22 protein-coding genes are annotated in these 21,561 nt (G+C 73.1%); 14 read left to right on the forward strand and 8 right to left on the reverse strand.

The features are described 5' to 3' along the window. Nucleotides 1-30: 30 nt before the first annotated feature. Nucleotides 31-492, forward strand: a complete 462-nt coding sequence (locus tag A3CO_RS0127420) for an SRPBCC family protein (RefSeq protein WP_018335463.1) — start codon at nt 31-33, stop codon at nt 490-492. A 44-nt stretch (nt 493-536) separates the two neighbouring features. On the opposite strand, the gene A3CO_RS0127425 is transcribed toward A3CO_RS0127420, so the two are convergent. Both A3CO_RS0127425 and A3CO_RS0127430 read right to left on the reverse strand, forming a co-directional pair. After that, nucleotides 537-1,334, reverse strand: coding sequence for an SDR family oxidoreductase (locus tag A3CO_RS0127425; protein WP_018335464.1), 798 nt, complete (start codon nt 1,332-1,334; stop codon nt 537-539). Then, nucleotides 1,331-2,509, reverse strand: a complete 1,179-nt coding sequence (locus A3CO_RS0127430; RefSeq protein WP_245561623.1) for an LLM class flavin-dependent oxidoreductase — start codon at nt 2,507-2,509, stop codon at nt 1,331-1,333. Before A3CO_RS0127430 ends, A3CO_RS0127425 begins: the two co-directional genes overlap by 4 nt. An 89-nt stretch (nt 2,510-2,598) precedes the next feature. Here A3CO_RS0127430 and A3CO_RS34630 point away from each other — a divergent pair, with 89 nt between their 5' ends. Continuing rightward, a complete protein-coding gene (locus A3CO_RS34630) occupies nt 2,599-3,876 on the forward strand; it encodes an MFS transporter (protein ID WP_157647876.1) in 1,278 nt (425 codons plus the stop codon). Here the strand turns inward: A3CO_RS34630 and A3CO_RS0127440 are convergent. Then, the gene (locus A3CO_RS0127440) at nt 3,815-5,503 is read right to left on the reverse strand and encodes a class I adenylate-forming enzyme family protein (RefSeq protein WP_018335467.1); all 1,689 of its coding nucleotides are present in this window, start codon (nt 5,501-5,503) and stop codon (nt 3,815-3,817) included. The genes A3CO_RS34630 and A3CO_RS0127440 overlap by 62 nt on opposite strands. Beyond that, nucleotides 5,500-7,107: a flavin-containing monooxygenase gene (locus A3CO_RS0127445; protein WP_018335468.1), complete on the reverse strand. Its 1,608-nt coding sequence runs from the start codon at nt 7,105-7,107 to the stop codon at nt 5,500-5,502. Before A3CO_RS0127445 ends, A3CO_RS0127440 begins: the two co-directional genes overlap by 4 nt. Before the next feature lie 69 nt (nt 7,108-7,176). On the opposite strand from A3CO_RS0127445, the gene A3CO_RS34635 reads away from it, so the two are divergent. After that, a complete protein-coding gene (locus A3CO_RS34635; protein ID WP_018335469.1) occupies nt 7,177-8,067 on the forward strand; it encodes an enoyl-CoA hydratase-related protein in 891 nt (296 codons plus the stop codon). Nucleotides 8,068-8,176: 109 nt separating this feature from the next. Here the strand turns inward: A3CO_RS34635 and A3CO_RS0127455 are convergent, their stop codons facing one another. Continuing rightward, nucleotides 8,177-8,944 (reverse strand): crotonase/enoyl-CoA hydratase family protein, encoded by a 768-nt coding sequence (locus A3CO_RS0127455; protein WP_018335470.1) that lies wholly within the window; start codon nt 8,942-8,944, stop codon nt 8,177-8,179. 63 nt (nt 8,945-9,007) lie between these two features. On the opposite strand from A3CO_RS0127455, the gene A3CO_RS38490 reads away from it, so the two are divergent. From A3CO_RS38490 to A3CO_RS0127495, 8 genes are all read left to right on the forward strand, one after another. Further along, on the forward strand, nt 9,008-9,781 hold the full coding sequence (locus A3CO_RS38490) for a nuclear transport factor 2 family protein (protein WP_018335471.1): 774 nt from the start codon (nt 9,008-9,010) through the stop codon (nt 9,779-9,781). Between the two features lie 134 nt (nt 9,782-9,915). Further along, nucleotides 9,916-10,917, forward strand: a complete 1,002-nt coding sequence (locus A3CO_RS38495; RefSeq protein ID WP_018335472.1) for an alpha/beta hydrolase — start codon at nt 9,916-9,918, stop codon at nt 10,915-10,917. Next, the gene (locus tag A3CO_RS0127470) at nt 10,914-11,753 is read left to right on the forward strand and encodes a 3-hydroxyacyl-CoA dehydrogenase family protein (protein ID WP_018335473.1); all 840 of its coding nucleotides are present in this window, start codon (nt 10,914-10,916) and stop codon (nt 11,751-11,753) included. The genes A3CO_RS38495 and A3CO_RS0127470 overlap by 4 nt, the downstream gene beginning before the upstream one ends. Before the next feature lie 53 nt (nt 11,754-11,806). Continuing rightward, the gene (locus A3CO_RS0127475) at nt 11,807-12,997 is read left to right on the forward strand and encodes an acyl-CoA dehydrogenase family protein (protein WP_018335474.1); all 1,191 of its coding nucleotides are present in this window, start codon (nt 11,807-11,809) and stop codon (nt 12,995-12,997) included. After that, entirely contained in the window at nt 12,997-14,502 is a 1,506-nt protein-coding gene (locus A3CO_RS0127480) for an AMP-binding protein (protein WP_211214581.1), read from the forward strand. The genes A3CO_RS0127475 and A3CO_RS0127480 overlap by 1 nt, the downstream gene beginning before the upstream one ends. A gap of 28 nt (nt 14,503-14,530) precedes the next feature. Next, nucleotides 14,531-15,274 carry a TetR/AcrR family transcriptional regulator gene (locus A3CO_RS34645; protein ID WP_018335476.1) on the forward strand — a complete coding sequence of 248 codons (744 nt, stop codon included), beginning with the start codon at nt 14,531-14,533 and terminating at the stop codon, nt 15,272-15,274. Next, nucleotides 15,271-16,191 (forward strand): MBL fold metallo-hydrolase, encoded by a 921-nt coding sequence (locus tag A3CO_RS0127490; RefSeq protein ID WP_018335477.1) that lies wholly within the window; start codon nt 15,271-15,273, stop codon nt 16,189-16,191. Before A3CO_RS34645 ends, A3CO_RS0127490 begins: the two co-directional genes overlap by 4 nt. A 7-nt stretch (nt 16,192-16,198) precedes the next feature. After that, nucleotides 16,199-17,110 (forward strand): fumarylacetoacetate hydrolase family protein, encoded by a 912-nt coding sequence (locus tag A3CO_RS0127495; RefSeq protein ID WP_018335478.1) that lies wholly within the window; start codon nt 16,199-16,201, stop codon nt 17,108-17,110. A gap of 12 nt (nt 17,111-17,122) precedes the next feature. Here A3CO_RS0127495 and A3CO_RS0127500 read toward each other — a convergent pair whose 3' ends face one another. Next, nucleotides 17,123-17,539, reverse strand: a complete 417-nt coding sequence (locus A3CO_RS0127500; RefSeq protein ID WP_018335479.1) for a PPOX class F420-dependent oxidoreductase — start codon at nt 17,537-17,539, stop codon at nt 17,123-17,125. A 128-nt stretch (nt 17,540-17,667) separates the two neighbouring features. On the opposite strand from A3CO_RS0127500, the gene A3CO_RS0127505 reads away from it, so the two are divergent. Further along, a complete protein-coding gene (locus tag A3CO_RS0127505) occupies nt 17,668-17,967 on the forward strand; it encodes a helix-turn-helix transcriptional regulator (RefSeq protein WP_018335480.1) in 300 nt (99 codons plus the stop codon). 271 nt (nt 17,968-18,238) lie between these two features. Here A3CO_RS0127505 and A3CO_RS0127510 read toward each other — a convergent pair whose 3' ends face one another. Next, on the reverse strand, nt 18,239-18,973 hold the full coding sequence (locus tag A3CO_RS0127510; RefSeq protein ID WP_018335481.1) for an amino acid ABC transporter ATP-binding protein: 735 nt from the start codon (nt 18,971-18,973) through the stop codon (nt 18,239-18,241). After that, complete coding sequence (locus A3CO_RS34650; protein WP_084682237.1) at nt 18,970-19,875, reverse strand: amino acid ABC transporter permease; 906 nt, start codon at nt 19,873-19,875, stop codon at nt 18,970-18,972. The genes A3CO_RS0127510 and A3CO_RS34650 overlap by 4 nt, the downstream gene beginning before the upstream one ends. Before the next feature lie 321 nt (nt 19,876-20,196). Between A3CO_RS34650 and A3CO_RS0127520 the strand changes: the two genes are divergently transcribed. Continuing rightward, nucleotides 20,197-21,099 (forward strand): ABC transporter substrate-binding protein, encoded by a 903-nt coding sequence (locus A3CO_RS0127520; protein WP_026205070.1) that lies wholly within the window; start codon nt 20,197-20,199, stop codon nt 21,097-21,099. Nucleotides 21,100-21,132: 33 nt separating this feature from the next. After that, entirely contained in the window at nt 21,133-21,333 is a 201-nt protein-coding gene (locus A3CO_RS0127525; RefSeq protein ID WP_018335484.1) for a hypothetical protein, read from the forward strand. Nucleotides 21,334-21,561 lie beyond the last annotated feature (228 nt).

The following is a 21,561-nucleotide window of genomic DNA, read 5'->3' on the forward strand; positions in this document are numbered from 1 at the left end:
GTACTCAAGGGCCGGAGGCACCCCGGCGCCGTGACCGAGAAGTCCCTCGAAGCGTCCCGCGTCGTCGACGCCCGCCCGGACCAGGTGTTCGCCCTGCTGGCGGCCCCCGACCGACACCCCGAGCTCGATGCCTCCGGCACCGTCCGCGGGTCCCGGACCCACCGCCCGCTCACCGGCGTCGGCGACGTGTTCGAGATGGAGATGCACGGCCGCGACATGGGCGACTACGTCGTCGACAACCACGTCGTGACATACGAGCCCGACACCGAGATCGCCTGGGCGCCTGCCACCCACGGCGGCGACCGGGGCGGCCAGGTGTGGGGCTACCGGCTGGAGGCGTGCAACGGCGGCGGCAGCACCCGGGTCACCCACGTCTACGACTGGTCCGCCGTGACCCTCGAGCGGCTGCTGCCCTACCTGCCCGTGGTCGACGCGGACGGGCTCGCCGCGACGCTGGACCGGGTCGCCGGGTGCTTCGCTCGTGAGCACTAAGTGGGCCTATAGGTCCACTTAGTGCTCACGAGCGCGACGCGCACCTACCAGGCGACGGCGCCGCCGTCCACCAGCAGGTTCGCGCCCGTGACGTAGGACGCCGCCCCGCTCAGCAGGAATACGACCGGACCTACGAGCTCCTCGGTCTCCGCCATGCGTCCGAGCGGGATGTCCTTCGTGTAGGCCTGCACGTGCGGCCACACATCGGGGTGCTTGGCCATCGGCGTGGCCGTGTAGCCGGGGCTGACGGCGTTGACGCGCACGCCGCGGTCCGCCCACTCCAGCGCCAGCGACGTCGTCAGGTGCAGGCCGCCGGCCTTCGCCGCGTTGTAGTGCACCTGCGAGAGGCCGCGGTTGGCGATCGTGGCCGAGATCGACCCGATGTTGACGATGCTGCCGCCCCCGTTGGCCAGCATCGCCGCGCCCTCGGCCTGGCAGCACGTGAACACGCCGGTGAGGTTCACGTCCAGGAGCCGCTGCCACTGCGCGCGCGGCATCTCCTCGGCCGGGGCGTTGTCGTGCACCCCCGCGCAGTTGACGGCGTGGCGCACCGGGCCCAGCTCGTCCTGTGCGCGCCGGACGGCCGCGGCCATCGCGTCGGCGTCCGCGACGTCGGCCTCGATCGCCAGGGCACGCCGGCCGAGGTCCTCGATGGCGGCCACCGTCTGCTTGAGGCCGTCGACCGAGACGTCCACGCAGGCCACGTCGGCGCCGAACTCGGCGAGGCCGAGGGCCACGCGGGCTCCGATCCCACCGGCCGCCCCGGTGACCAGCGCCGTGACCGGGCCGTCCGTGTCGAGCCGGAACGACGGGGCCGGGCCCGCCGGGAAGGAGGTCGTCACGTCTGCGCCACCTGACGCGCCTCGCGCTCGGCCTGGTGCTGCGCGGTGAAGGAGTTGATCGCGTCCCACTGCTTCGCGGCCAGCGGGTCGCGCACGCTGCGGGTCCACGCCTCGTTGGCGAGCAGACGACGGTCGGTCTTCTTGAACTTCGGGATCACGTGGTTGGCGAACAGGTGGTAGTGGTGCAGCGTCGCCTCCCACGGCGCCCAGTTGTGGGCGAACATCAGGTAGGCGCCGAAGCCGCCCTTGGACTGCTCGTCCAGGCGCTCGATCTGGTCGACCGCGTCGTCCACGGTGCCGATGACGCCCATGCCCGACTCGATGACGAACTCGATGCGCTCCTTGGTGTTCTCACCCTGGACGCCGAGCTGCGGCGCGGCCGCGGTGTGCTGCAGGTAGTCGAACCACTCGTTGATGCCGTACTCGACGTCCTTGATCGCCTGGTCCTTGGTGTCGGCGATGTGCATCGGCCCGACGAGGCGCCAGCCCTCGCGGCTGGGCTCGGTGCCGTGCTCGGCGGCCATCTCCTGGACGACGTCCCAGTGCATGGCCAGCGCGTCGAAGCCGGCGGCGCTCATCGTCGCGCCGATCGAGATCATGCCGAGGCCGTGCTTGCCCACCAGGCGGGGGCCCGACGGCGAGACGATCGCGGCGGTGGCGATCTCCGGGTGCGGCCACGAGTACGCGTCCATCTGCAGGCGCGCGTCGACCAGCTTGTAGCGGCCGGTGTCGATCGAGATCGGCTCGTCGCTGGTGAGCAGGTGCATGAGGACGTCGACGTCCTGCTCCAGCGCGGCCCGCGCGTCGGCCGGGTCGAGGCCGAACATGCCGGCGTCGGTGGCGAGGGCGCCCGGCCCGACGCCGAGGATCGTGCGGCCACGGGTGAGGTGGTCGAGCAGGATCAGGCGGTCCGCGATGTGGAACGGGTTGTGGTACGGCAGCGACATCACGCCGGTGCCCAGCTTGATGTGCTTGGTCACCTGCGCGACGTGCGCGATGAACAGCATCGGGTCGCCGATGAGCTCCACGCCGCACGAGTGGTGCTCGCCGAACCACGCCTCGTCGAAGCCCATCTCGTCGAGTCGCTGCACGAGCTCGACGTCGCGCTGCAGCGAGTAGGTCGGGTTCTGCCCGACGGGGACGTGGTGGGGCGGCAGGAAGATACCGAAGCGCATGCGGGACACGGAGGACTCCTTCGTCGGCCGGGAGCTTCGCTGAAGATCGAAACTATGACGGCGATCACGTCGTACCGTCAACGTAGCCGTTGACTGACACGCCCGGCAAGGGTGGGAGCGCGACGGCGTCGCAGGCCGGGCGGCGGACCCGTCGCCGGGCGACCATGGACCTCGTGACGACGGCGTACCGGGAGGTGCTCGCGCGGCCCGGGCTCCGGGCGCTCTACCTCGTCGGGTTCGGCGCACGCCTCCCGGTGAGCGCGACCGGGGTGGTGCTCACGCTGCACGTGGCGGTCGGGCTGGACCGGGGGTTCGCGGCCGCGGGGCTGGTCGGCGGCGCCGTGACGTTCGGGACGGTGCTCGGCGCCCCGCTGCTCGGCCGGCTCGTCGACCGCGTCGGTCTGCGGCCGGTCCTGCTGCTGTGCGGGGTGTCCGAAGCGGTGTTCTGGGGCGTCGCGCCGCTGCTCGACGTCGGGCTCCTCGCGGCCGCGGCCTTCGCCGCGGGGCTGCTCGCGCTGCCCGCCTTCCCCGTCGTCCGGCAGTCGCTCGGCGCGGTGGTGCCCGAGGCCCGGCGGCGCCCGGCGTTCGCGCTGGACGCGATGTCGTCGGAGGTCTCCTTCATCGTCGGACCCGCCGCGGGGACCGGGGCCGTCCTCGCGCTGCCGTCGACGGTCGCGCTGTGGCTCGTCGGCGCCGCGTTCGTCCTCGGGACGGCGGCGCTGTGGTGGCTGGACCCGCCGACCCACGCGGGCGGTGAGCGGACGGCCGCGCCCTCGATGCGGCACTGGATGGGCGCGCCGATGGTCACGGCGCTCGCCGGGGCGGTCGCCGCCGTGCTGCTGCTCTCGGCCACCGAGCTGAGCGTCGTCGCCGCCCTCACGACGCGCGGGGAGACCGGCTGGTTCGCGCTGGCGAACACGGTGTGGTGCCTCGCGTCGCTGGTCGGCGGCTTCCGCTACGGCGTCGCGACGCGTCCGCCGGGCATGCCGACGCTGCTCGCGGCCCTCGCCGTCGGGACGGTCCCGGTGGCGTTCGGCGGCCCGTGGTGGTTGGTCACGGCGTTGATCGTCCCGGCGGGCGCGTTCTGCGCGCCCGCGATGTCGTCGGCCGCGGAGGCGGTCGGGCGGCTCGCCCCCGACGCCGCGCGCGGGATCGCGACCGGCCTGCACGGCGCGGCGATCATGCTCGGCGCCGCGATCGCGCAGCCCCTCGCCGGCGTGCTCATCGACCGGGTGTCCCCGACGGCGGCGCTGCTCACCGCCGTCGGGATCTGCCTGCTCGTGGCCCTGGGTGCCGCGGCGACCCTCAGAGGAGCCCCACCGCCCGCTCGGCCAGCAGGAACTTCCGCGCCCGGCCCGACGGCGTGAGTGGGATGTCGGCCACCGCGATCTCCGCGACGTGGCGCGGCACCTTGAACCGCGCGAGGTTCTCCGTGCACCACGCGACGAGCACCTCGGCGTCGACGGTGTGCCCCTCCCGCGGGACGATCCAGGCCCACCCGACCTCACCGCGCCGGTCGTCGGGAACGGGGACGACGAACGCCTGGTGCACGCTCGGGTGCCGGGCGAGGACGGTCTCGACGTCGCCCGGCACGACCTGCTCGCCGCCGCAGCGGTAGCTGTCCTTGGTGCGCCCGACGAGGTGCAGGTACCCGTCGGGGTCGAGGACGCCGAGGTCCCCCGTGTGCAGCCAGCCGTCGGCCGTGAAGGCCGCCGCCGTCGCCTCGAGGTTGCGGTAGTAGCCCGACGTGACGCCCCACCCGCGGCAGACGAGCTCGCCGACCGACCCGAAGGGCAGGTCCTCGCCGGTCGCCGTGTCGATCACCTTGTACTCGACGAGCCGCCCGTCCATCGCCGGGTCGCCCGCCACGCCGGCCCGCTTCATCCGGCCGTTGGTGGTCATCCGCCGCTCGGGTGGGTCCTCCGGCCAGGTGCACGTGGTGGACGCCGTCGTCTCGCTCATCCCGTACCCGGTGACGACCTCGCCGGGGGAGAGGACCTCGTCGATCTCCGGCCAGATGCCGTGCGGCGACACCCCGCCCGAGGAGTACAGGTGCGTGAGCGACGACAGGTCGCGCGGCGCCGCCCGCTGCACCCGGATGAGCTCCGCGGTCATCGTCGGGATGAGCAGGGCGTCGTCGGCGCGCTCGGCCTCGATCGCGTCGAGGATCGCCGCCGGGTCGAACGTCCGCCGCATGATCACGCAGCCGCCGACGAACGGGACCGTCAGCAGCCCCTCGACGTAGCCGTACACGTGGAAGAGCGGCAGCGAGAACACGACGCGGTGCGCGTCGGTGTACGCGCGGCCCCACGTCGATCCGTACGCCGTGCGCAGCAGCATGTCGTGCGTGAGCTGCACGCCCTTCGGCTCGCCGGTGGTGCCCGAGGTGAACAGGATGTCGGCGACGTCGTCGGGCTCACCGACCGGCACGTGGACCGGGTCCGCCGTCGCCAGGCCGGCGAGCGTGGTGACACCGGGGCGGGGGTCACCCGTCTCGTGCACGACGACGTGACGCAGCTCCGGGGCGGCAGCCGCGGCCACCCCGCCGGCCCAGTCGCCGAGGAGCTCGTCGAGCATCGTGAGGTGGTCGAGGTCGCGGAAGGAGTCCATCGTGATCAGCACGCTCGCGTCGGACCGGCGCACGATGAACCCGAGCTCGTCGCGGCGGTTGGCCACGTTGATCGGCACCGTCACGGCCCCGAGCCGGGCGATGGCGTAGCGCACGGCGACGAACTCGGCGTCGTTCGCGAGCACCACCGCCACGTGGTCACCGCGCCCGACCCCGAGATCTCGCAGGCCACCGGCGACGCGCGCCGACCAGTCGCGCAGCTGCGCGTAGGTCCACGTGCCGGCCTCGGTGATGACGAACGGCCGGTCGGCGAACTCCTCGCACGCGGCGTCCAGGGCGCCCGACAGGGTGCGCGGCACCCACGTCGGCTGCCGCTTCTCGATCGCCGCCCGCCGCTGGGCCGCGGACAGCGGGTGGACGCTCATCGCGCGCCGACGAGGCTGCCGGTGAACGTGAAGCCCTCGTAGTCGTCGGCCACGACCTTCTCGAGGGTCCGTCGGTACCCGCGCACCCCTCCGACGTAGGGCATGAACACGCGCGGCTTCCCGGGGACCTCGGCGCCCATGTAGTACGACGCGGCCCTCGGGTAGAGCGTGGCCGCCGCGCGCTCGTTGACGTGCTCGACCCACTGCGCCTCGGCCTGCTCCGACGCCTCGATCTCGTCCGCGCCCTGCTGGGCCGCGTGGTCGATCAGCCCGGCGATCCAGTCGACGTGCGCCTCGATGGAGAGCAGCACGTTCGACAGCAGCGAGGGGCTGCCGGGACCGGCGATGACGAAGAAGTTCGGGAAGCCCGAGACCCCGACGCCGAGGTAGGTGCGCGGCCCGGCGTTCCAGTGCTCGCGCAGCGTCCGCCCGCCCCGCCCGACGATCTCGGGCTTGAGCAGGGCGCCCGTCATGGCGTCGAAGCCCGTGGCGAAGACGATGGTGTCGAGCTCGATCTCCGCCGCCGTCGTCCGGATGCCCTTCTCGGTGATCCGCTCGAGCGGGGTGTCACGCATGTCGACGAGGTCGACGTTCTCCCGGTTGAACGTCTCGAAGTAGCCGGAGTCGACCGGGGGCCGCTTCGCGCCGAAGGGGTAGCCGCGCGGCATGAGCCGCTCGGCGGTCGCCGGGTCGTCCACCTTCGCGGCGATCTTCTCGCGGATGAAGTCGGCCGCGGTGTCGTTGGCCTGCTCGTCGAGCATGAGGTCGTAGAACGCGAGCAGGAAGCCGAAGCCCGCCGTCTGCCACTGCTCCTCGTAGAGCGCGCGGCGCTCCTCGGGGGAGGCCTGCACCGCGGACTGCTTGTTCGGCTTGAACCCCAGCCCGGAGGGCGACCAGCGCGCCCGCTCGCGGCGCTCGGCGTACGTGGCCTTGACCTCGGCGTCGCGCTCGTCGGAGAGCGGCGCGTTGTTGGCCGGGATGGAGAAGTTGGGCGTGCGCTGGAAGACGGTCAGGTGCTCCACCTGCCGGGCGAGCACCGGGATGAGCTGCGTGCCCGAGGAGCCGGTGCCGATGACGCCGACCCGCTGCCCCGTGAGGTCGACCTCCTCGTGCGGCCACGACCCGGTGTGCAGGATACGCCCGCGGAAGTCCGCCTGGCCCTCGAGCTCGGGCTGCTTGGTCACCGACAGCTGGCCGGTGGCCATGACGAGGTAGCGCGCGCTCCAGTCGCCCCGGTCGGTCGTGACGTGCCAGCGGTGGGCGGCCTCGTCGTACTCGGCGCGCGTCATCCGGGTGGAGAGGTGGACGTCGCGGCGCAGGTCGAAGCGCTCGGCCACGTGGTCGACGTAGCGGAGGATCTCCGGCTGGGTGGCGTAGCGCTCGCTCCAGCGCCACTCCTGCTCGAGCTCGGGGGAGAAGGACAGCGAGTAGTCGTAGCTCTCGACGTCGCACCGCGCGCCCGGGTAGCGGTTGACGTACCAGACGCCCCCCAGCCCGTCGTTGGCCTCGACGACCGCGACCTCGAGGCCGCGCTCGCGGAAGGTGTGCAGGGTGCGGAGCCCGGCGAAGCCGGCGCCCACCACGAGCATGTCGACCTGGCGCATGGTCCCGAGGTTAGGTCGACCCCCCGACAACGTCAACGTGAGTGTTGACGGACGCGCTACCGTCCGGACGTGGACTTCGAGCACCTGATCTACGAGAAGGAGGGTCGGATCGCGACCCTCACGCTCAACCGCCCGAACCGGGGCAACGCGCTGTGTCGCGCGCTGCGCGACGAGATGGACCTCGTCCTGGACGACCTCGACTCCGACGACGACACCCGCGTCCTCGTCGTGAAGTCCAACGGCAAGAACTTCTGCACCGGCTACGACCTCACCGAGTGGGCCTACCTCTGGGGCACCGCCGAGACCCCGAGCCGGCCCGAGGACGCCCGCCCGCACCGGCGCGCGCCGATCTTCTCCCGGCGCGAGTTCCACGAGTCGCGCGAGCGCTGGATGCGGCTCTGGCGCATCCGGCAGGCGACCGTCGGCATCGTCCGGGGTGCCTGCGTCGCCGGTGGGCTCGACCTCGCGGGCGTGCTCGACATCGTCTTCGCCGCCGAGGACGCCCGCTTCGGTCAGCCCGAGGCGCGCACCATGGGCGAGATCCACATGTTCGGGATGTGGCCGGTCCACCTCGGGATGCGCAAGACCAAGGAGTGGCTGTTCACCGGCGACGAGATGACCGGCGTCGAGGCCGCCGAGCTGGGTCTGGCCAACCGGGCCGTGCCCGCCGACGAGGTCGAGGCCGTCGCGTACGCCTACGCCGAGCGCGTCGCGAACGTGCCGCTCGAGATGATCTACGCGCACAAGGAGTCGACGAACCGCTGGTGGGACGCCATGGGCATCACCGCCGCGATCGCCGCCGCGAACGACGCCGACGCCATGGCGATCGCCGGCCCCGCGATGGCCGACTTCGAGCGCATCCAGCGCGCCTCCGGCGTCCGGGCCGCCGTCGAGGACCGCGACGCCCCGTTCACGGAGCACCGCACCTACTGGGACGCCTACCAGGCGTCCAAGGGCTGACCCTTCCCGACGACGGGTCGGTGCCAGGCTCCGCGACCCCTGGCCGCGAGGGCGACGTGGGGCAGGTCCAGCGGTCGGTGGGCCTGCCCCACGTGCGTCTCGCGCGGCGTCAGCGCCCTGACCAGCGCGGCGCGCGCTTTTCGGCGAACGCCCGCGCCCCCTCCTGGGCGTCCCCGGTGGCCTTGATCGCGACCAGCTCGGCCTCCTGGCGCGCCCACGCCTCGTCCACGGGCAGGTCGGCGGCGGCCAGCATCCGCTTCGTCGCCGCCAGCGCTAGCGGGGCGTTCCGGGCGATACGTTCGGCGAGCTCCGTCGCCGCGGACACGGCCGACCCGGGGTCGACGAGCCGGTTCACCAGGCCCCACCCGTGGGCGTCCACCGCGGAGAACCGGTCGCCGGTCAGGGCCAGCTCCGTCGCCACGGCCCGCGGCACCCGGTGCGGCAGTCGCAACAACCCGCCGGACCCGGCGATCAGCCCGATCCCCACCTCCGGCAACCCGAACACGGCCTCGGACGACGCGACCACGAGGTCGCACGCCAGCACCAGCTCGCACCCACCGGCCAGGGCGAACCCCTCGACGGCGGCGATCAACGGCTTCGCGGGCGGCGCCTGGGTGAGCCCGCCGAAGCCCCGGCCGGGCACCTCGGGGGCGTCGCCGTCGAGGAAGGCACGCAGGTCCATCCCGCTGCAGAACGTCCCGCCGGCCCCGGTGAGCACGCCGACCGCGAGGGTGGGGTCGGCGTCGAGGTCGTCCAGTGCCGCGGCGACCGCCCGGCTCATCGCCCCGTCGATCGCGTTGCGCTTCCGCGGGCGGTCCAGGGTGATCAGCAGGACCCCGTCGGTCGGCCGCTCCGTGCGCACACCGGTGCTCTCCACGCGGCCAGCCTGGACATCCCCGGACAGCTAGTCAACACTGGAGTTGACGACAGGGAGGTCACCGTGGACATCCACCCGATGGGTGCGCTCATGCGGCGCTTCGTCGTGGACTGGCTCGACCGGGCGGACACCGGGGTCCCTCCGCAGATCATGGCGCCGGGCTACGCGATCGACATCGCCGGGGTGCAGATGCCCGGGCGCGACGCGTACCTCGAGGCCACGAGTGCGCAGCTCGCCCGCTTCCCGGGGCTGACGGTGACCGTCCACGACGCGCTCTACACGACCGACGGCCGGGCCGCCCTGCGCTTCACCGAGCACGGCGCCTCGGAGCGTGGCGGGTCCGCGGCATGGCGCGGCATCGGGCTGTTCCGGGCCGATGGTGGGTTCCTCGTGCACAACGCGACCGAGGAGGACTACCTCGGCCGGCGCCGCCAACTGCTCACCGGCACCCCCGACCCCGTCGACCCGCCGATGGTCGCGCCCTGGACCGAGCCGCCCGCGGACCCCGACGCCGACGCCGAGAAGGCCGTCCGCACCTGGCTCGACGACGGGGCGCCCGCGCAGCCGGGGATCACCTGCGACGACGGGCTCACCCGGGCCGACCTGCTGGAGGCGGCGTCGGTCGAGGTCGACGCCCTCGTCGTCGCCGGGCGACGGGTCGCGGTGCACGGCGCGGCGCGCGGTCGCTACGCCGGCGGCCTGCCCGACGGTCCCGAGCCCGACGGTGCGGAGGTGACGCTCGGCCTCGCCGCGTTCCTCGACGTCGCCCCCGACGGCACGCTCACGGGGCACGTCGTCCGCGACCGGCTCGGCGTCTACCGCGCCCTCACCCGATGACCGCCCCCGGTGTCAGCGGTGGGCCTCGACGCACACCCGACGTCAGTGGTGGGCCACCGCTGACCGAGCCGGACCGTGCCCCCGATGTCAGCGGTGGGCCACGACGCACACCCGACGTCAGCGGTGGGCCACCGTTGACCGGGGCGGAGGCAGCAGGCGTCGATGGCTCCCCTGACGCGTCCAGTGCGACGGATCGGCCATCGACGACCGCCGCCCCCGCAGGACACACGACGGCCCAGCTCGCCCCCGAGGCCGCCGACCTGCTGCGGCGGCTCACCGAGCTCGGCCTGCGGCCCTACGCCGAGGTGGGAGTCCTCGCCGCCCGGCACGCCGTCGAGGCGTCGCGCTGGATGCAGGGGGAGAAGGTCGCCGTCGCGACGACCGACCTGCTGGTCGACGGCGGGGCCGGCCGTCTCCCCGCCCGCGTCTACCACCCCGAGCCCGGCACGACGCTGCCGCTGACGGTCTGGTTCCACGGCGGCGGCTGGGTGACGGGCAGCGTCGCGAACGCCGACCGTCCGTGTCGCGCGATCGCGCGAGAAGCCCACACGACCCTCGTCTCCGTCGAGTACCGCCGCGCCCCCGAGACCCCGTTCCCGGGCCCGGTCGACGACGCCGAGGCCGCCACGCGCTGGGCGATCGAGCACGCGGCCGAGCTCGGCGCCGACCCGCACCACGTCGTCGTGGGCGGCGACAGCGCGGGTGGCACGCTCGCCGCCGCGGTCGCCCGACGGCTTCGCGCGGCGATCACCCGCCAGCTCCTCGTCTACCCGCCCCTCGCGCCGCCCGGCCCCGACGGCTACCCGGCGTACAACGAGGGCCACCTGCTCACCCACGCCGACATGGCGTGGTTCTGGGAGCACTACCTGTCCGGGCACGAGCCCGTCCCCGACGCCGCGCCCCTGCTCGCCGAGGACGGGGCCGGACTGCCCGCGGCATCCATCGCCGTCGCCGGCTTCGACCCGCTGCACGACGAGGGCGTCGCGTACGCGGAGCTCCTCCGGGAGAACGGCGTCGACGTCGAGCTGCGCGACTGGCCGGACATGATCCACGGCTTCCTCGGCATGGGCGGCGAGCTGCCGCAGACCGCCGACCTCATCACGTGGATCGCCGAGAACCTGAGGAGGACGACATGAGCGTCGCCGTCATCGGCGGCGGGACGATGGGCCGCGGCATCGCGTACGTGTTCGCCGCGGCCGGGCTGCCCACCACGGTCGTCGAGCCGGACCCGACCAGGGCCGAGGCCCTCGTCGGCGAACTCGCACAGCGCGCCCGCACCGGCGCCGAGCGCGGGAAGCTCGACCCGACGGCCGCCGAGCGCCTGCCCGACCTCCTGGACGTCGTCGGGGACACCACTCGGCTCGCCACCGGGCTCGACCTCGTCGTCGAGTCCGTCCCCGAGATCCCGACCCTCAAGGCGGAGGTCCTGACGGCGGCCGAGGCGCGGGAGCCCCGCCTGCTCGCCTCCAACACGAGCTCGATCTCGATCGACGACCTGGCCGGGAACCTCGCCCGGCCGCAGTCGTTCCTCGGGATGCACTTCTTCAACCCGGTGTGGTCGCTGCCGCTGGTCGAGGTCGTCCGCGGCCGGGCCAGCGACGAGGCCGCGATCACCGCCGCCCAGGACTACGCGACGACGATCGGCAAGGAGTCGATCGTCGTCCGGGACGTCCCGGGCTTCGCCACCAGCCGGCTCGACAACATCGCCGCGTTCGAGGCGATGCGAATGGTCGAGGAGGAGGTCGCGACGGCGGCGGACATCGACAAGGCCGCGGTGCTCGCCTACGGGCACCCGATCGGCCCGCTGCGCCTGTCCGACGTCGTGGGGCTCGACGTGCGGCTCGACATCGCACGGCACCTCTCGACCGTCTACGGCGAGCGCTACGCCGCCCCCGCGATCCTCGAGCGCCTCGTCGAGCAGGGCCACCTCGGGCGCAAGACGGGGCAGGGCTTCTACCGCTGGGACCGTTGACGCCCTCCGGAGCCGCACCTACAGTCAACAGTGCTGTTGAAACAGGAGGCGACATGGCCGACGGCATCGTCAGGGACGACCTGCTCCTCGACACCGACGAGCGCAAGGCGCTGCGCGAGAGCGTGGCGAAGCTCGTGGGCAGTTACGGCCGGAGCTACTTCCAGGACGTCACGAAGCGCGGGGCGCGTCCCGACGAGCTGTGGAAGGACCTGGGCGACGCCGGCTACCTCGGCGTGCACCTGCCCGAGGAGTACGGCGGCGGGGGCGGCGGCCTGACCGACCTCGCGATCGTCATCGAGGAGACCTCGGCCGCGGGCTGCCCACTGTTCATGCTCGTGATCTCCCCGGCCATCGCCGGCTCCCTGCTCGCCGCGCACGCGTCGCAGGCCCAGAAGGAGCAGTGGCTCGCGGGCGTCGCCGACGGCACGAAGCGCATCGCGTTCGCCATCACCGAGCCCGACGCCGGCACCAACACCCACAACATCACGACGACGGCGCACGCCGACGGCCCCGACGCCTGGCGCATCCGCGGGCAGAAGTACTGGACCTCCGGGATCGACGACGCCGACGCCGTCATCGTCGTCGCCCGGGGCACCGAGCCCGACGCGCGCGGGCGTCACCCGATCTCGATGTTCCTCGTGCCCACCGACGCCGAGGGCCTGAGCTTCCAGCCGATCGACTCGGCGCTGCAGATCCCGGAGAACCAGTTCACCACGTTCTTCGACGACGTCCGGGTCACCCGGGACGACCTCATCGGCGTCGAGGGCGCGGGGCTGCGCCAGGTGTTCGCGGGCCTGAACCCCGAGCGGGTCACCGCCGCCGCGCAGGCCAACGGCATCGCCCGCTTCGCGCTCGCCCGCGCCGCCCGCTACGCCACCGACCGCACCGTCTGGTCGACCCCGATCGGCGCCCACCAGGGCGTCTCGCACCCGCTGGCGAAGTGCTTCGTCGAGGTCCAGCTCGCCCGGCTCATGACGATGCACGCGGCGAAGCTCACCGACGAGGGCGCCGACCCGGCGGCCACCGGGAGTGCGTCCACCGTCGCGAAGTACGCCGCGGGCGAGGCGGCGGCCGCCGCGGTCGACCAGGCCATCCAGACCCACGGCGGGAACGGCCTGTCGAACGAGTACGGCCTGTCCGACCTGTGGTTCGCGGCGCGCATGTTCCGCACTGCGCCGGTGAGCCGCGAGATGGTGCTCAACCACGTCGCCCAGCACAACCTCGGCCTGCCCAAGAGCTACTGATGACCACCTCGACGCCCGTCATGGACGCCACCCTCGGCGACACGCTGAGCCGGGTGGCGTCGCTCGGGGCCGACCGGCCCGCGCTGACGATCGACGACCGGACGCTGACCTTCGGGGACTTCGACCGCCGCGCCCACCGGGTGGCCGGCGCGCTCGTCCGCGCTGGGTTGCGTCCGGGCGACCGGATGGCCGTGCTGCTCCGCAACCAGCCCGAGTACTTCGAGCTGCTCTTCGGGGCGGCCCGGGCGGGCGTCGTGCTGGTCGCTCTCAACTGGCGGCTCGCGGGGGCGGAGGTCCGGGCGATCCTCGACGACGCCGAGCCGTCGCTGCTGGTCTGCGGCCGCGACCAGCTCGGCCTCGTGCCGGCCGACCGGCGGCCGCTGGTCCTCGAGGACGCCTACGAGGCGTGGCTGGACCACGGCAGCCCCGAGGTCGAGCACGAGCCGGCGCCCGACGACGTCGTCCTGCAGCTCTACAGCTCGGGCACGACGGGCCTGCCCAAGGGCGCAAGGCTCACGCACGCGAACCTCGCCTTCACCCCGCGGATGGGCCGCGAGTTCTACGGCATGGGCCCGGACTCGGTGAACCTCGTGCCCTCCCCGCTGTTCCACATCGGCGGCATCGGCTACGGGCTCACCAGCCTCGGCCAGGGCGGTCACACGATCCTGCTCTCCGACCTGACGCCCGACCACCTCGTCGAGGTCATGGCGCGCCACCGCGTCACGCACGCGTTCGCCGTGCCGGCGATCGTGGCCGCCATCCTGGCCTCACCCGTCGTCGGGACCGCGGATCTGTCCTCCCTGCAGCGGATCGCCTACGGCGGCGCACCGATGACCGAGGCACTGCTGCGCCGCGCGATCGACGTGCTGGGCTGCGGGTTCATGGCGGTGTACGGCATGACCGAGACCGCGGGCACCGTCGTCAGCATGGCGCCGGAGGAGCACGAGCCGCACCGGTTGCGCTCCGTCGGGCGCCCGCTGCCGTGGCTGGAGATCACGCTGGTCGACCCGGTGACCGAGGAGGAGGTCGGGGTCGGCGAGGTCGGGGAGATCCGGGTGCGGTCCGGGCAGAACACGCCGGGCTACTGGCACCGGCCCGAGGAGTCGGCGGCGACGCTGCTCGACGGCGGGTGGCTGCGCACGGGCGACGCCGCCTACCGCGACGCCGAGGGCTACCTCTACCTGCACGACCGGATCAAGGACCTGATCATCTCCGGCGGCGAGAACGTCTACCCGGCCGAGGTGGAGAACGCGCTGGCAGCGCACGCGGGGATCGCCGACGTCGCCGTCATCGGCGTACCGTCCGAGCGCTGGGGCGAGACCGTCAAGGCGATCGTCGTGCCCGCGCCCGGGGTCGTCCTCGACCCCGACGAGGTCCTCGCCGACGTCCGCACCCGCCTCGCCCGCTACAAGTGCCCGACGTCGATCGACGTGGTGGAGGTCCTGCCACGCAACGCGGCTGGCAAGGTGCTCAAGCGCGAGCTCCGCGCCCCGTTCTGGCGCTGACTGCGAGCAAGGACGAGTGGGAGGTCGGATGACGGCACGTGAACCCCGCGGGGACGCCGGCGGCGTCGCGTCTGGCCCGACCTCGAAGGTCAGTGCCATTTCCCGACGACGGGCCGCGGCGCTCGACGAGGGCGGTGCGGCCTATCAGGAGCGCCGCGCCGCGATCGTCCGCGCGGCCGGCGACGTGTTCAAGCGGCACGGCTTCCGTGGCACGAAGATCGGCGACATCGCCGAGGCGGTCGGCATGGACCGCGCGACGATCTACTACTACGTCGGCGGCAAGGAGGAGCTCTTCCACACCGCCGTCGGCGACGCGGTCGAGCGCAACTGTCTGCGCGCGGAGGAGATCCTCGCAGCCGGCGGGACCCCGCCGGAGAAGCTGCGGACGCTGGTCACCGAGCTGATGGTGTCCTACGCCGAGAACTACCCCTACCTGTACCTCTACATCCAGGAGGACCTCGGCGCGCTGGCGCCGCGGTCGCAGTGGGGCCGGACGATGGCCCGCTACAACAAGCGGTACGAGAACGTCCTCGTCGCGATCGTGGAGGACGGACTGGCCGACGGCAGCTTCGAGGCCGACACGAAGCCGTGGGTGATCGCCTACGGGATCCTGGGCATGGTCGCGTGGTCGAACCGGTGGTTCAACCCGGAGACCGCGACCGTCTCCGCTGCCGAGATCGGCGCCGCCTACGCGGACATGGTGCTCGGCGGCCTCCTGCGGGGGGACACGGAGCACAGCGGAGCTCGACCATTCGGAGAGGAACCGACGTGACCCTGCCCCCGCCCGAGATGGTCGAGGTCGCCCGGGGCGTGTACGCCTACGTCCAGCCCGACGGCAGCTGGATGATCAACAACACCGGGGTCGTCGTCGCCGACGGTGCGCACGTCATGATCGACACGACGTCCACGGAGGCCCGCAACCGAGCGCTGCTGGCCGCCGTGGCGGAGGTCGCGCCGGGCGACCCGCGCGCGCTGGTCAATACCCACCACCACGGCGACCACACGTTCGGCAACTGGCTGATGCCCGCGAGCACGCCGGTCGTCGGGCACGTGCACTGCCGCGAGGACACTCTCGCCGCCGGGCTCATCGCCGCCCAGGTGCTCACCGGCCCGGACTACGGCCACCAGGAGGTCCGCCCGCCGGACGTCACCTTCACCGACACGCTCACCCTCTGGGCGGGGGAGCGGCAGGTGCACCTCACCCACGTCGGCCCGGCCCACACCCGCAGCGACGTCATCGCGTTCCTGCCGGACGACGACGTCGTCTTCGCCGGCGACCTCGCCTTCGCGGGCGGCCAGCCGTTCCTCGCGGAGGGCTCGCTCGCCGGCTACCCGCGGGCCCTCGACGCGCTCCGGGCCCTCGAGCCCGCCGTCCTCGTGCCCGGCCACGGCCCCGTGTGCCGCGGCGACGAGGTGCCGCGCCTGCTCGACGACCTCACCGCCTACGCCGCCTTCCTCGACGAGGTCGCCCGCGAGTCCCACGCCGCCGGGCTCTCGCCGCTGGAGGCCGCGCGCAAGCACGAGGACAACCCGTTCGCCTCCTGGCAGGAGAGCGAGCGCCTCGTCGGGAACCTGCACCGCGCGTACTCCGAGCTCGACGGGAACCCGCTCGGGACCCGTCTGCCACTGGCCGACATCTGGCCGGACATGGTCGCCTTCCACGGCGGGCCGATCGGCTGCGTGGCATGAGGCCCGCATGAGCCACTGGGTCACCTACGTCTCGCCCGTCGACGGCCGCGAGCGGGCCGGCCTGCTCGTCGGCGACGAGGTGCGCGGGTTCGACGCCGCCCTGGTCGACCTGCTCGGCGACCTCCCGGCGGCGGCCGCGGCGCTGCCCGTCGAGACGGTCGCCCGCACCGACGTCACGCTGCGCGCCCCGATCCCGCGCCCGCCGTCGGTGCGGGACTTCCTCGCGTTCGAGGAGCACCTGCGCAACGCCCTCGCCGGGCTCGGCCGCACCGACGTGCCCGACGTCTGGTTCGACCAGCCGGTCTTCTACTTCTCCAACCCGGCGGCGATCCGCGGGCCGGGGCAGGACGTGCCGATCGCGCCCGGCAGCAGCCGCTACGACTACGAGGTGGAGGTCGCGGCCGTCGTCGGGAAGGCCGGGTCGGACCTGACGCCCGAGCAGGCGGAGTCGCACATCGCCGGCTACACGATCCTGTGCGACTTCTCGGCGCGCGATCTGCAGGCCACCGAGTCGCCGGTGGGCCTGGGCCCGACCAAGGGCAAGGACACCGCGACGGGCCTCGGGCCCTGGCTGGTGACGCCGGACGAGCTCGCCGACGTCCGCGCCGGCAACGGCTTCGACCTGCGCATGCGCGCGGTGGTCAACGGGCGCGAGTACGGCGGCGGGTCCTGGTCGACGATCCGGTGGAGCTTCGGGCAGATGCTCGCCTACGCCTCGCGCGGCACCGAGCTGCGGCCGGGGGACGTGATCGGGTCGGGCACCGTCGGGACCGGCTGCCTGCTCGAGCTCTCCCACCTGCACGGCAGCGAGGCCTACCCGTGGCTGCAGCCCGGGGACGAGGTGTCGATCGAGGTGGAGCGCCTCGGCGCGCTCACCGCGCGGATCGTGCCCGGACCCGCCGTCGTGCCGCTGACGTGAGCAGGATCCGCCTCAGATGCTGTCGCCGTAGATCCTCTCGACGGTCATCGTCATGAGCACCCGCCGGTCCGCGACCATCGTGGCGCGGTACTCGTCCCAGTCGGGGTGCTCGCCCGCGGCGGCGCGGTAGTAGGCGACGAGCGCCTCGACCTCGGGGCCGTGCGGGTCGGTGCCCGGCCCGACGAGGGTGACCGGGCCCTCCGCGGTGGCCCACGACCGGCCGTCGGACGACGTCACCTCCACCGCGGCCCGGGGGTCCCGACGCAGGTTGGCCGTCTTCGCGCGGCCCTCGGTCATCGACACCTGCAGCGTCCCGGCGTCGGGGTCGTAGAACGGGGTGACGGGGGAGAGCTGCGGGAGCCCGTCGCGCTTGAGCGTGGCGAGCACGGCGAGGCGGCTCTCGGCGAGGAGGGTGCGGTGGTCGGCCATGGCCCGATCATCCCGGCTCCCTGCGCCGCGTGCGATGCACGACCCGAACTGTGCCGCCGGCGGTGGACGACGGAGGGGGACGCCCGCGTACGCGTGCGACGGGCGGCGATCGGGCAGCCCTCCCTGCTATGAGCACGATCGACCGCGAGCGCTGCGACACGCTCGTCCTGGCCGCCCTCGAGTCGTCCGCGCGGACCGGCGAGGAGATCCTCGACCACCTCGCCCGGACGGCCCGCCGCACGGCGCGCCCGTCCGTACGGCAGCTCTGGACCTCTCTCCACCGGCTGGAACGCAACCGGCTCCTCCGGCGGGTCGTCGGCGACCGCCGCCGCTTCCGTCTCACCGACACCGGACTCCGCGTCGTGCAGGCCCGGGTCGCGGCCGCACGGGCCTACAGCGCGGCGTTGGAGATGGTGGCGGCGTCCTGACGGCGGGTCGGCACGGTCGCTCGGTCGGGTGTTGCGCGCGGCGCACACAGTTCGCCGGGCGAGCCTCGTCGAGCCGGTCGCCCTGCCTTGTCGTGGCCTCTCGCCTGCTCCCGCTGACCTTGTCGTTGTGAATCACTGCGACAAGAGCGTCGGCCGACGTCGGTGGACCGCGACAGGGCGCGGCGTCCTCGGGCGAGGTGTCCGGAACGCGCAGGGGTGACACGAGTCGAACGCCGCGACCACACAATTGTGGGCGGGACGCGCTCCCGGGCTAGGCCACCCGCACCGACCGGTCGTCGAGAACCTCCGCCGGCGGACCGGAATGCTCGATGCGCCCGTCGCCCAGCACCACCACCGTGTCCGCCACGTCGCGGGCGAAGGCGATCTCGTGGGTGACCACGACCATCGTCGTGCCGCCGGCGGCGAGGTCGCGCAGGACCTCGAGGACCTCGCCGACGAGGGCAGGGTCGAGGGCGGAGGTGGGCTCGTCGAAGAGCATCAGGGTCGGTTCCATCGCGAGGGCCCGGGCGATCGCCACCCGCTGCTGCTGTCCGCCGGAGAGCTGGCGCGGGTAGGCGTCCTCGCGGCCCTCGAGTCCGACGCGCGCCAGCAGCGCGCGACCCCGCTCGATCGCCTCCCGCCGCGGCACGCCCAGCACCCCGACTGGCGCCTCGATGACGTTCGCGAGCGCCGTCATGTGCCCGAACAGCTGGAACTGCTGGAAGACCATGCCGATGCGACGACGTTGCGGGGCGATGGCGCGCTCCGGCAGCTCGCGCAGCAGGTCGCCGTCCCGGCGGTAGGCGACGAGCGAGCCGTCGACGGCGATCGTCCCGGCGTCGGGCGTCTCGAGGTGGTTGATGCAGCGCAGCAGCGTCGACTTGCCGGATCCGCTGGGCCCGACGAGGACGGTGACCGACCCGGCCTCGACGTCGAGGTCGACCCCGTCGAGCACCGTCACGCCGTTGAACGCCTTGGTGAGGCCCCGGATCTCCAGCAGGCTCATCGGAACGACCTCCGCAGTCGCTGCAGGGGCGTGGGCGGCAACGTCCGCTCCGCTCCGCGCGCGTAGTACCGCTCCACGTAGTACTGCCCGACGGAGAGGATCGACGTCAGGATCACGTACCAGACCGTTGCGACCAGCAAGAGCGGGATGATCTCGTAGGTGCGGTCGTAGATCGTCTGCACCGAGTACAGCAGGTCCGTCACGGCGATGACCGAGACGATCGAGGTGCCCTTGAGCGTCCCGATCACCATGTTGCCGGTGGCCGGGATGATCGAGCGCATCGCCTGGGGGAGCACGATCCGCCGGAGCACCCGGGCGCGGGTCATGCCCAGCGACACCGCCGCCTCGGACTGGCCGGCGTCGACCGACAGGATGCCGCCGCGCACGATCTCCGCCGCGTACGCCGCCTCGTGCAGGATCAGCCCCAGCAGGGCCGCGACGAGGACGCTGACCAGGTTCACCGAGTCGATCGAGAAGAACGTCGGCCCGAACGGGATCCCGAGCGAGAGCTTCGGGTACAGCGCGCCGATGTTGTACCAGAACAGCAGCTGCACCAGCAGCGGCGTCGAGCGGAACAGCCACACGTAGCCCCAGCTGACCGACGACAGCACGGGGTTGCCGGACAGTCGCATCGCCGCGAGCCCGATGCCCAGCAGGAACCCGAGGACCGTCGTCGCGACCGTGAGCAGCAGCGTCGTGGCCAGGCCGTGCAGCACCGCCGTCGTGAACAGGTACTGCGCGACGGTGCCCCAGCCGAACGCCGGGTTCAGCGCCACCGAGCGCAGCGCCCAGACGACGAGGACGACCACGAGCGCGGCCCACACCCAGCGCCCGACGTGGCGGGAGCGGACGGTGCGGGGCGGGGACCCGGGGGGCGCTTCGGGGGCAGCGAGGGACGTCATCGGATCACTCCGGTACACGGGGCTTCACGGGAACGCCGGCGTCCCTCAACGCAGACGACTCCGACCGTACGTCGGTGACCCGGAGGCGTCGAATCGGGCGGACGCCGTCACAGCCTGCTTGACCATGTCGGGTCCGGGTGGTTCTGTCGGTTGCATGGCACCCGGCGGCACGCTGATCACGCGTGAGCACGTCGACCTGTGCCGTGTCTGGTCCGCGGCCTGTCGCTGAGCGAGTCGCTCACCGCCGTCCCGGGCCCGCCCCTCGTCGCCTCACCGCGTCGGGCCCGCGCACGGTTCCGCTCCCTCCGTGACAGGACCGCCATGCCCCGCGCCGTGCTGCTGGCCGTGCTCGCCGTCGTCGGCGCGCTGCTCGCTGGCTGCGCGTCCCCGCTCGACGACGCCGACGCCGGTGTCCCGCGCGAGGACGTGACCTCGGTGGTCACCGTCGACCCGGCGGTGCGGGCGCTGCTGCCCGCGGCGGTCGCGCAGGCCGGCGTGCTGTCGGTCGGGGCGAGCATCTCGGCCCCACCGACCGCGTTCACGCTCGCCGACGGGGTCACGACGACGGGTCAGGACATCGACATGACCGAGGCCGTCGCCCGGACGCTGGGCCTGCGGGTCCAGCGCACCGAGTCGACGTTCGACGGCATCGTCCCGGGCCTGACCAGCGGGAAGTTCGACGTCGGCACCGGCAACTTCGCCGTGACCGAGGCCCGCAAGAAGCAGGTCAGCTTCGTCACCTACATCAACGACGGCCAGGCCTTCGCCGTGCGCGCGGACGACCCCCAGCCGCCGATCACCGACCTCGTCCAGCTCTGCGGCCGCACCGTCTCGGTGCTGACCGGCTCCACCTTCGAATCCACCCTCGCCCAGGCCCAGCCGCGATGTCGTCGGGCGGGCCGACCGGACATCGAGGTCCGCAGCTACCCCGACGGCGCGACGACGGGTCTCGCGCTCGCCCAGCGGCGCGCCGACGTCACGATGAGCACGATCAACGGCCTGCGCTACCTCGTGTCCCAGCAGCCGCGGCTGCGGTTCGTCAACGAGTACCGCCGGCTCGACGTCGGGTTCGCCCTCGCGAAGGACTCCCCGCTGATCCCGGCCGTGCAGGCCGCCGTCGCCACCCTCATGGCCGACGGCACCTATGCCCGGATCCTCGCCAAGTGGGGCACCTCGCCGTCCGCGCTGCGCACCTCCCAGGTCGACCCGCCCGAACCGGCCTGACCTCCCCGAACACCTCGTACCCAGGAGACACCTGTGCCCTTCACCCCCCGCGGCGCCGCCGTGGCCACGTTCCTCACCCATCTCGACGCCGTCGTCCAGCGCGAGGTCTCGGCGGTCGACGCCGGCGCCGGCCGCTGGGAGATCGAGGCCGAGCGCATCGCGGCCGAGGTGGCCGGATCACTGGCGCTGCTGCGCACGGAGCTGCAGCGCCACCGCACCGCCTTCGCCGAGTGACCCGTCCGGTCGCACTGGTCCGTCGGGGTCACCCGCATCACGTCGGTGGCCCCCACGGACGGGTCATGGCAGGCTTACCGTCCATGACCTCCGCGGCCGACGTGCGCCTCGTGGCCCGTCGTCACGTGGACTACGGCCGCGTCTACAGCTGCGCCTGTCTCTCCTCCTGACGCACCCCGTTCCGCCCCTGCCGTCCCGCTGCGTGACGGCGGGCCGAACGCGGGTCCA

This window comes from Actinomycetospora chiangmaiensis DSM 45062 (assembly GCF_000379625.1).
GTDB classification, from domain to species: domain Bacteria; phylum Actinomycetota; class Actinomycetes; order Mycobacteriales; family Pseudonocardiaceae; genus Actinomycetospora; species Actinomycetospora chiangmaiensis.

Coding starts and splice junctions, on each gene's coding strand:
- A3CO_RS0127475 (WP_018335474.1), top strand. CDS start 11,807: ATGGCCGACGGCATCGTCAGGGACGACCTGCTCCTCGACACCGACGAG.
- A3CO_RS0127520 (WP_026205070.1), top strand. CDS start 20,197: ATGCCCCGCGCCGTGCTGCTGGCCGTGCTCGCCGTCGTCGGCGCGCTG.
- A3CO_RS0127500 (WP_018335479.1), bottom strand. CDS start 17,539: ATGGCCGACCACCGCACCCTCCTCGCCGAGAGCCGCCTCGCCGTGCTC.
- A3CO_RS0127480 (WP_211214581.1), top strand. CDS start 12,997: ATGACCACCTCGACGCCCGTCATGGACGCCACCCTCGGCGACACGCTG.
- A3CO_RS0127440 (WP_018335467.1), bottom strand. CDS start 5,503: ATGAGCGTCCACCCGCTGTCCGCGGCCCAGCGGCGGGCGGCGATCGAG.
- A3CO_RS0127430 (WP_245561623.1), bottom strand. CDS start 2,509: ATGCGCTTCGGTATCTTCCTGCCGCCCCACCACGTCCCCGTCGGGCAG.
- A3CO_RS0127445 (WP_018335468.1), bottom strand. CDS start 7,107: ATGCGCCAGGTCGACATGCTCGTGGTGGGCGCCGGCTTCGCCGGGCTC.
- A3CO_RS0127470 (WP_018335473.1), top strand. CDS start 10,914: ATGAGCGTCGCCGTCATCGGCGGCGGGACGATGGGCCGCGGCATCGCG.
- A3CO_RS34650 (WP_084682237.1), bottom strand. CDS start 19,875: ATGACGTCCCTCGCTGCCCCCGAAGCGCCCCCCGGGTCCCCGCCCCGC.
- A3CO_RS34645 (WP_018335476.1), top strand. CDS start 14,531: ATGACGGCACGTGAACCCCGCGGGGACGCCGGCGGCGTCGCGTCTGGC.
- A3CO_RS0127505 (WP_018335480.1), top strand. CDS start 17,668: ATGAGCACGATCGACCGCGAGCGCTGCGACACGCTCGTCCTGGCCGCC.
- A3CO_RS0127495 (WP_018335478.1), top strand. CDS start 16,199: ATGAGCCACTGGGTCACCTACGTCTCGCCCGTCGACGGCCGCGAGCGG.
- A3CO_RS0127510 (WP_018335481.1), bottom strand. CDS start 18,973: ATGAGCCTGCTGGAGATCCGGGGCCTCACCAAGGCGTTCAACGGCGTG.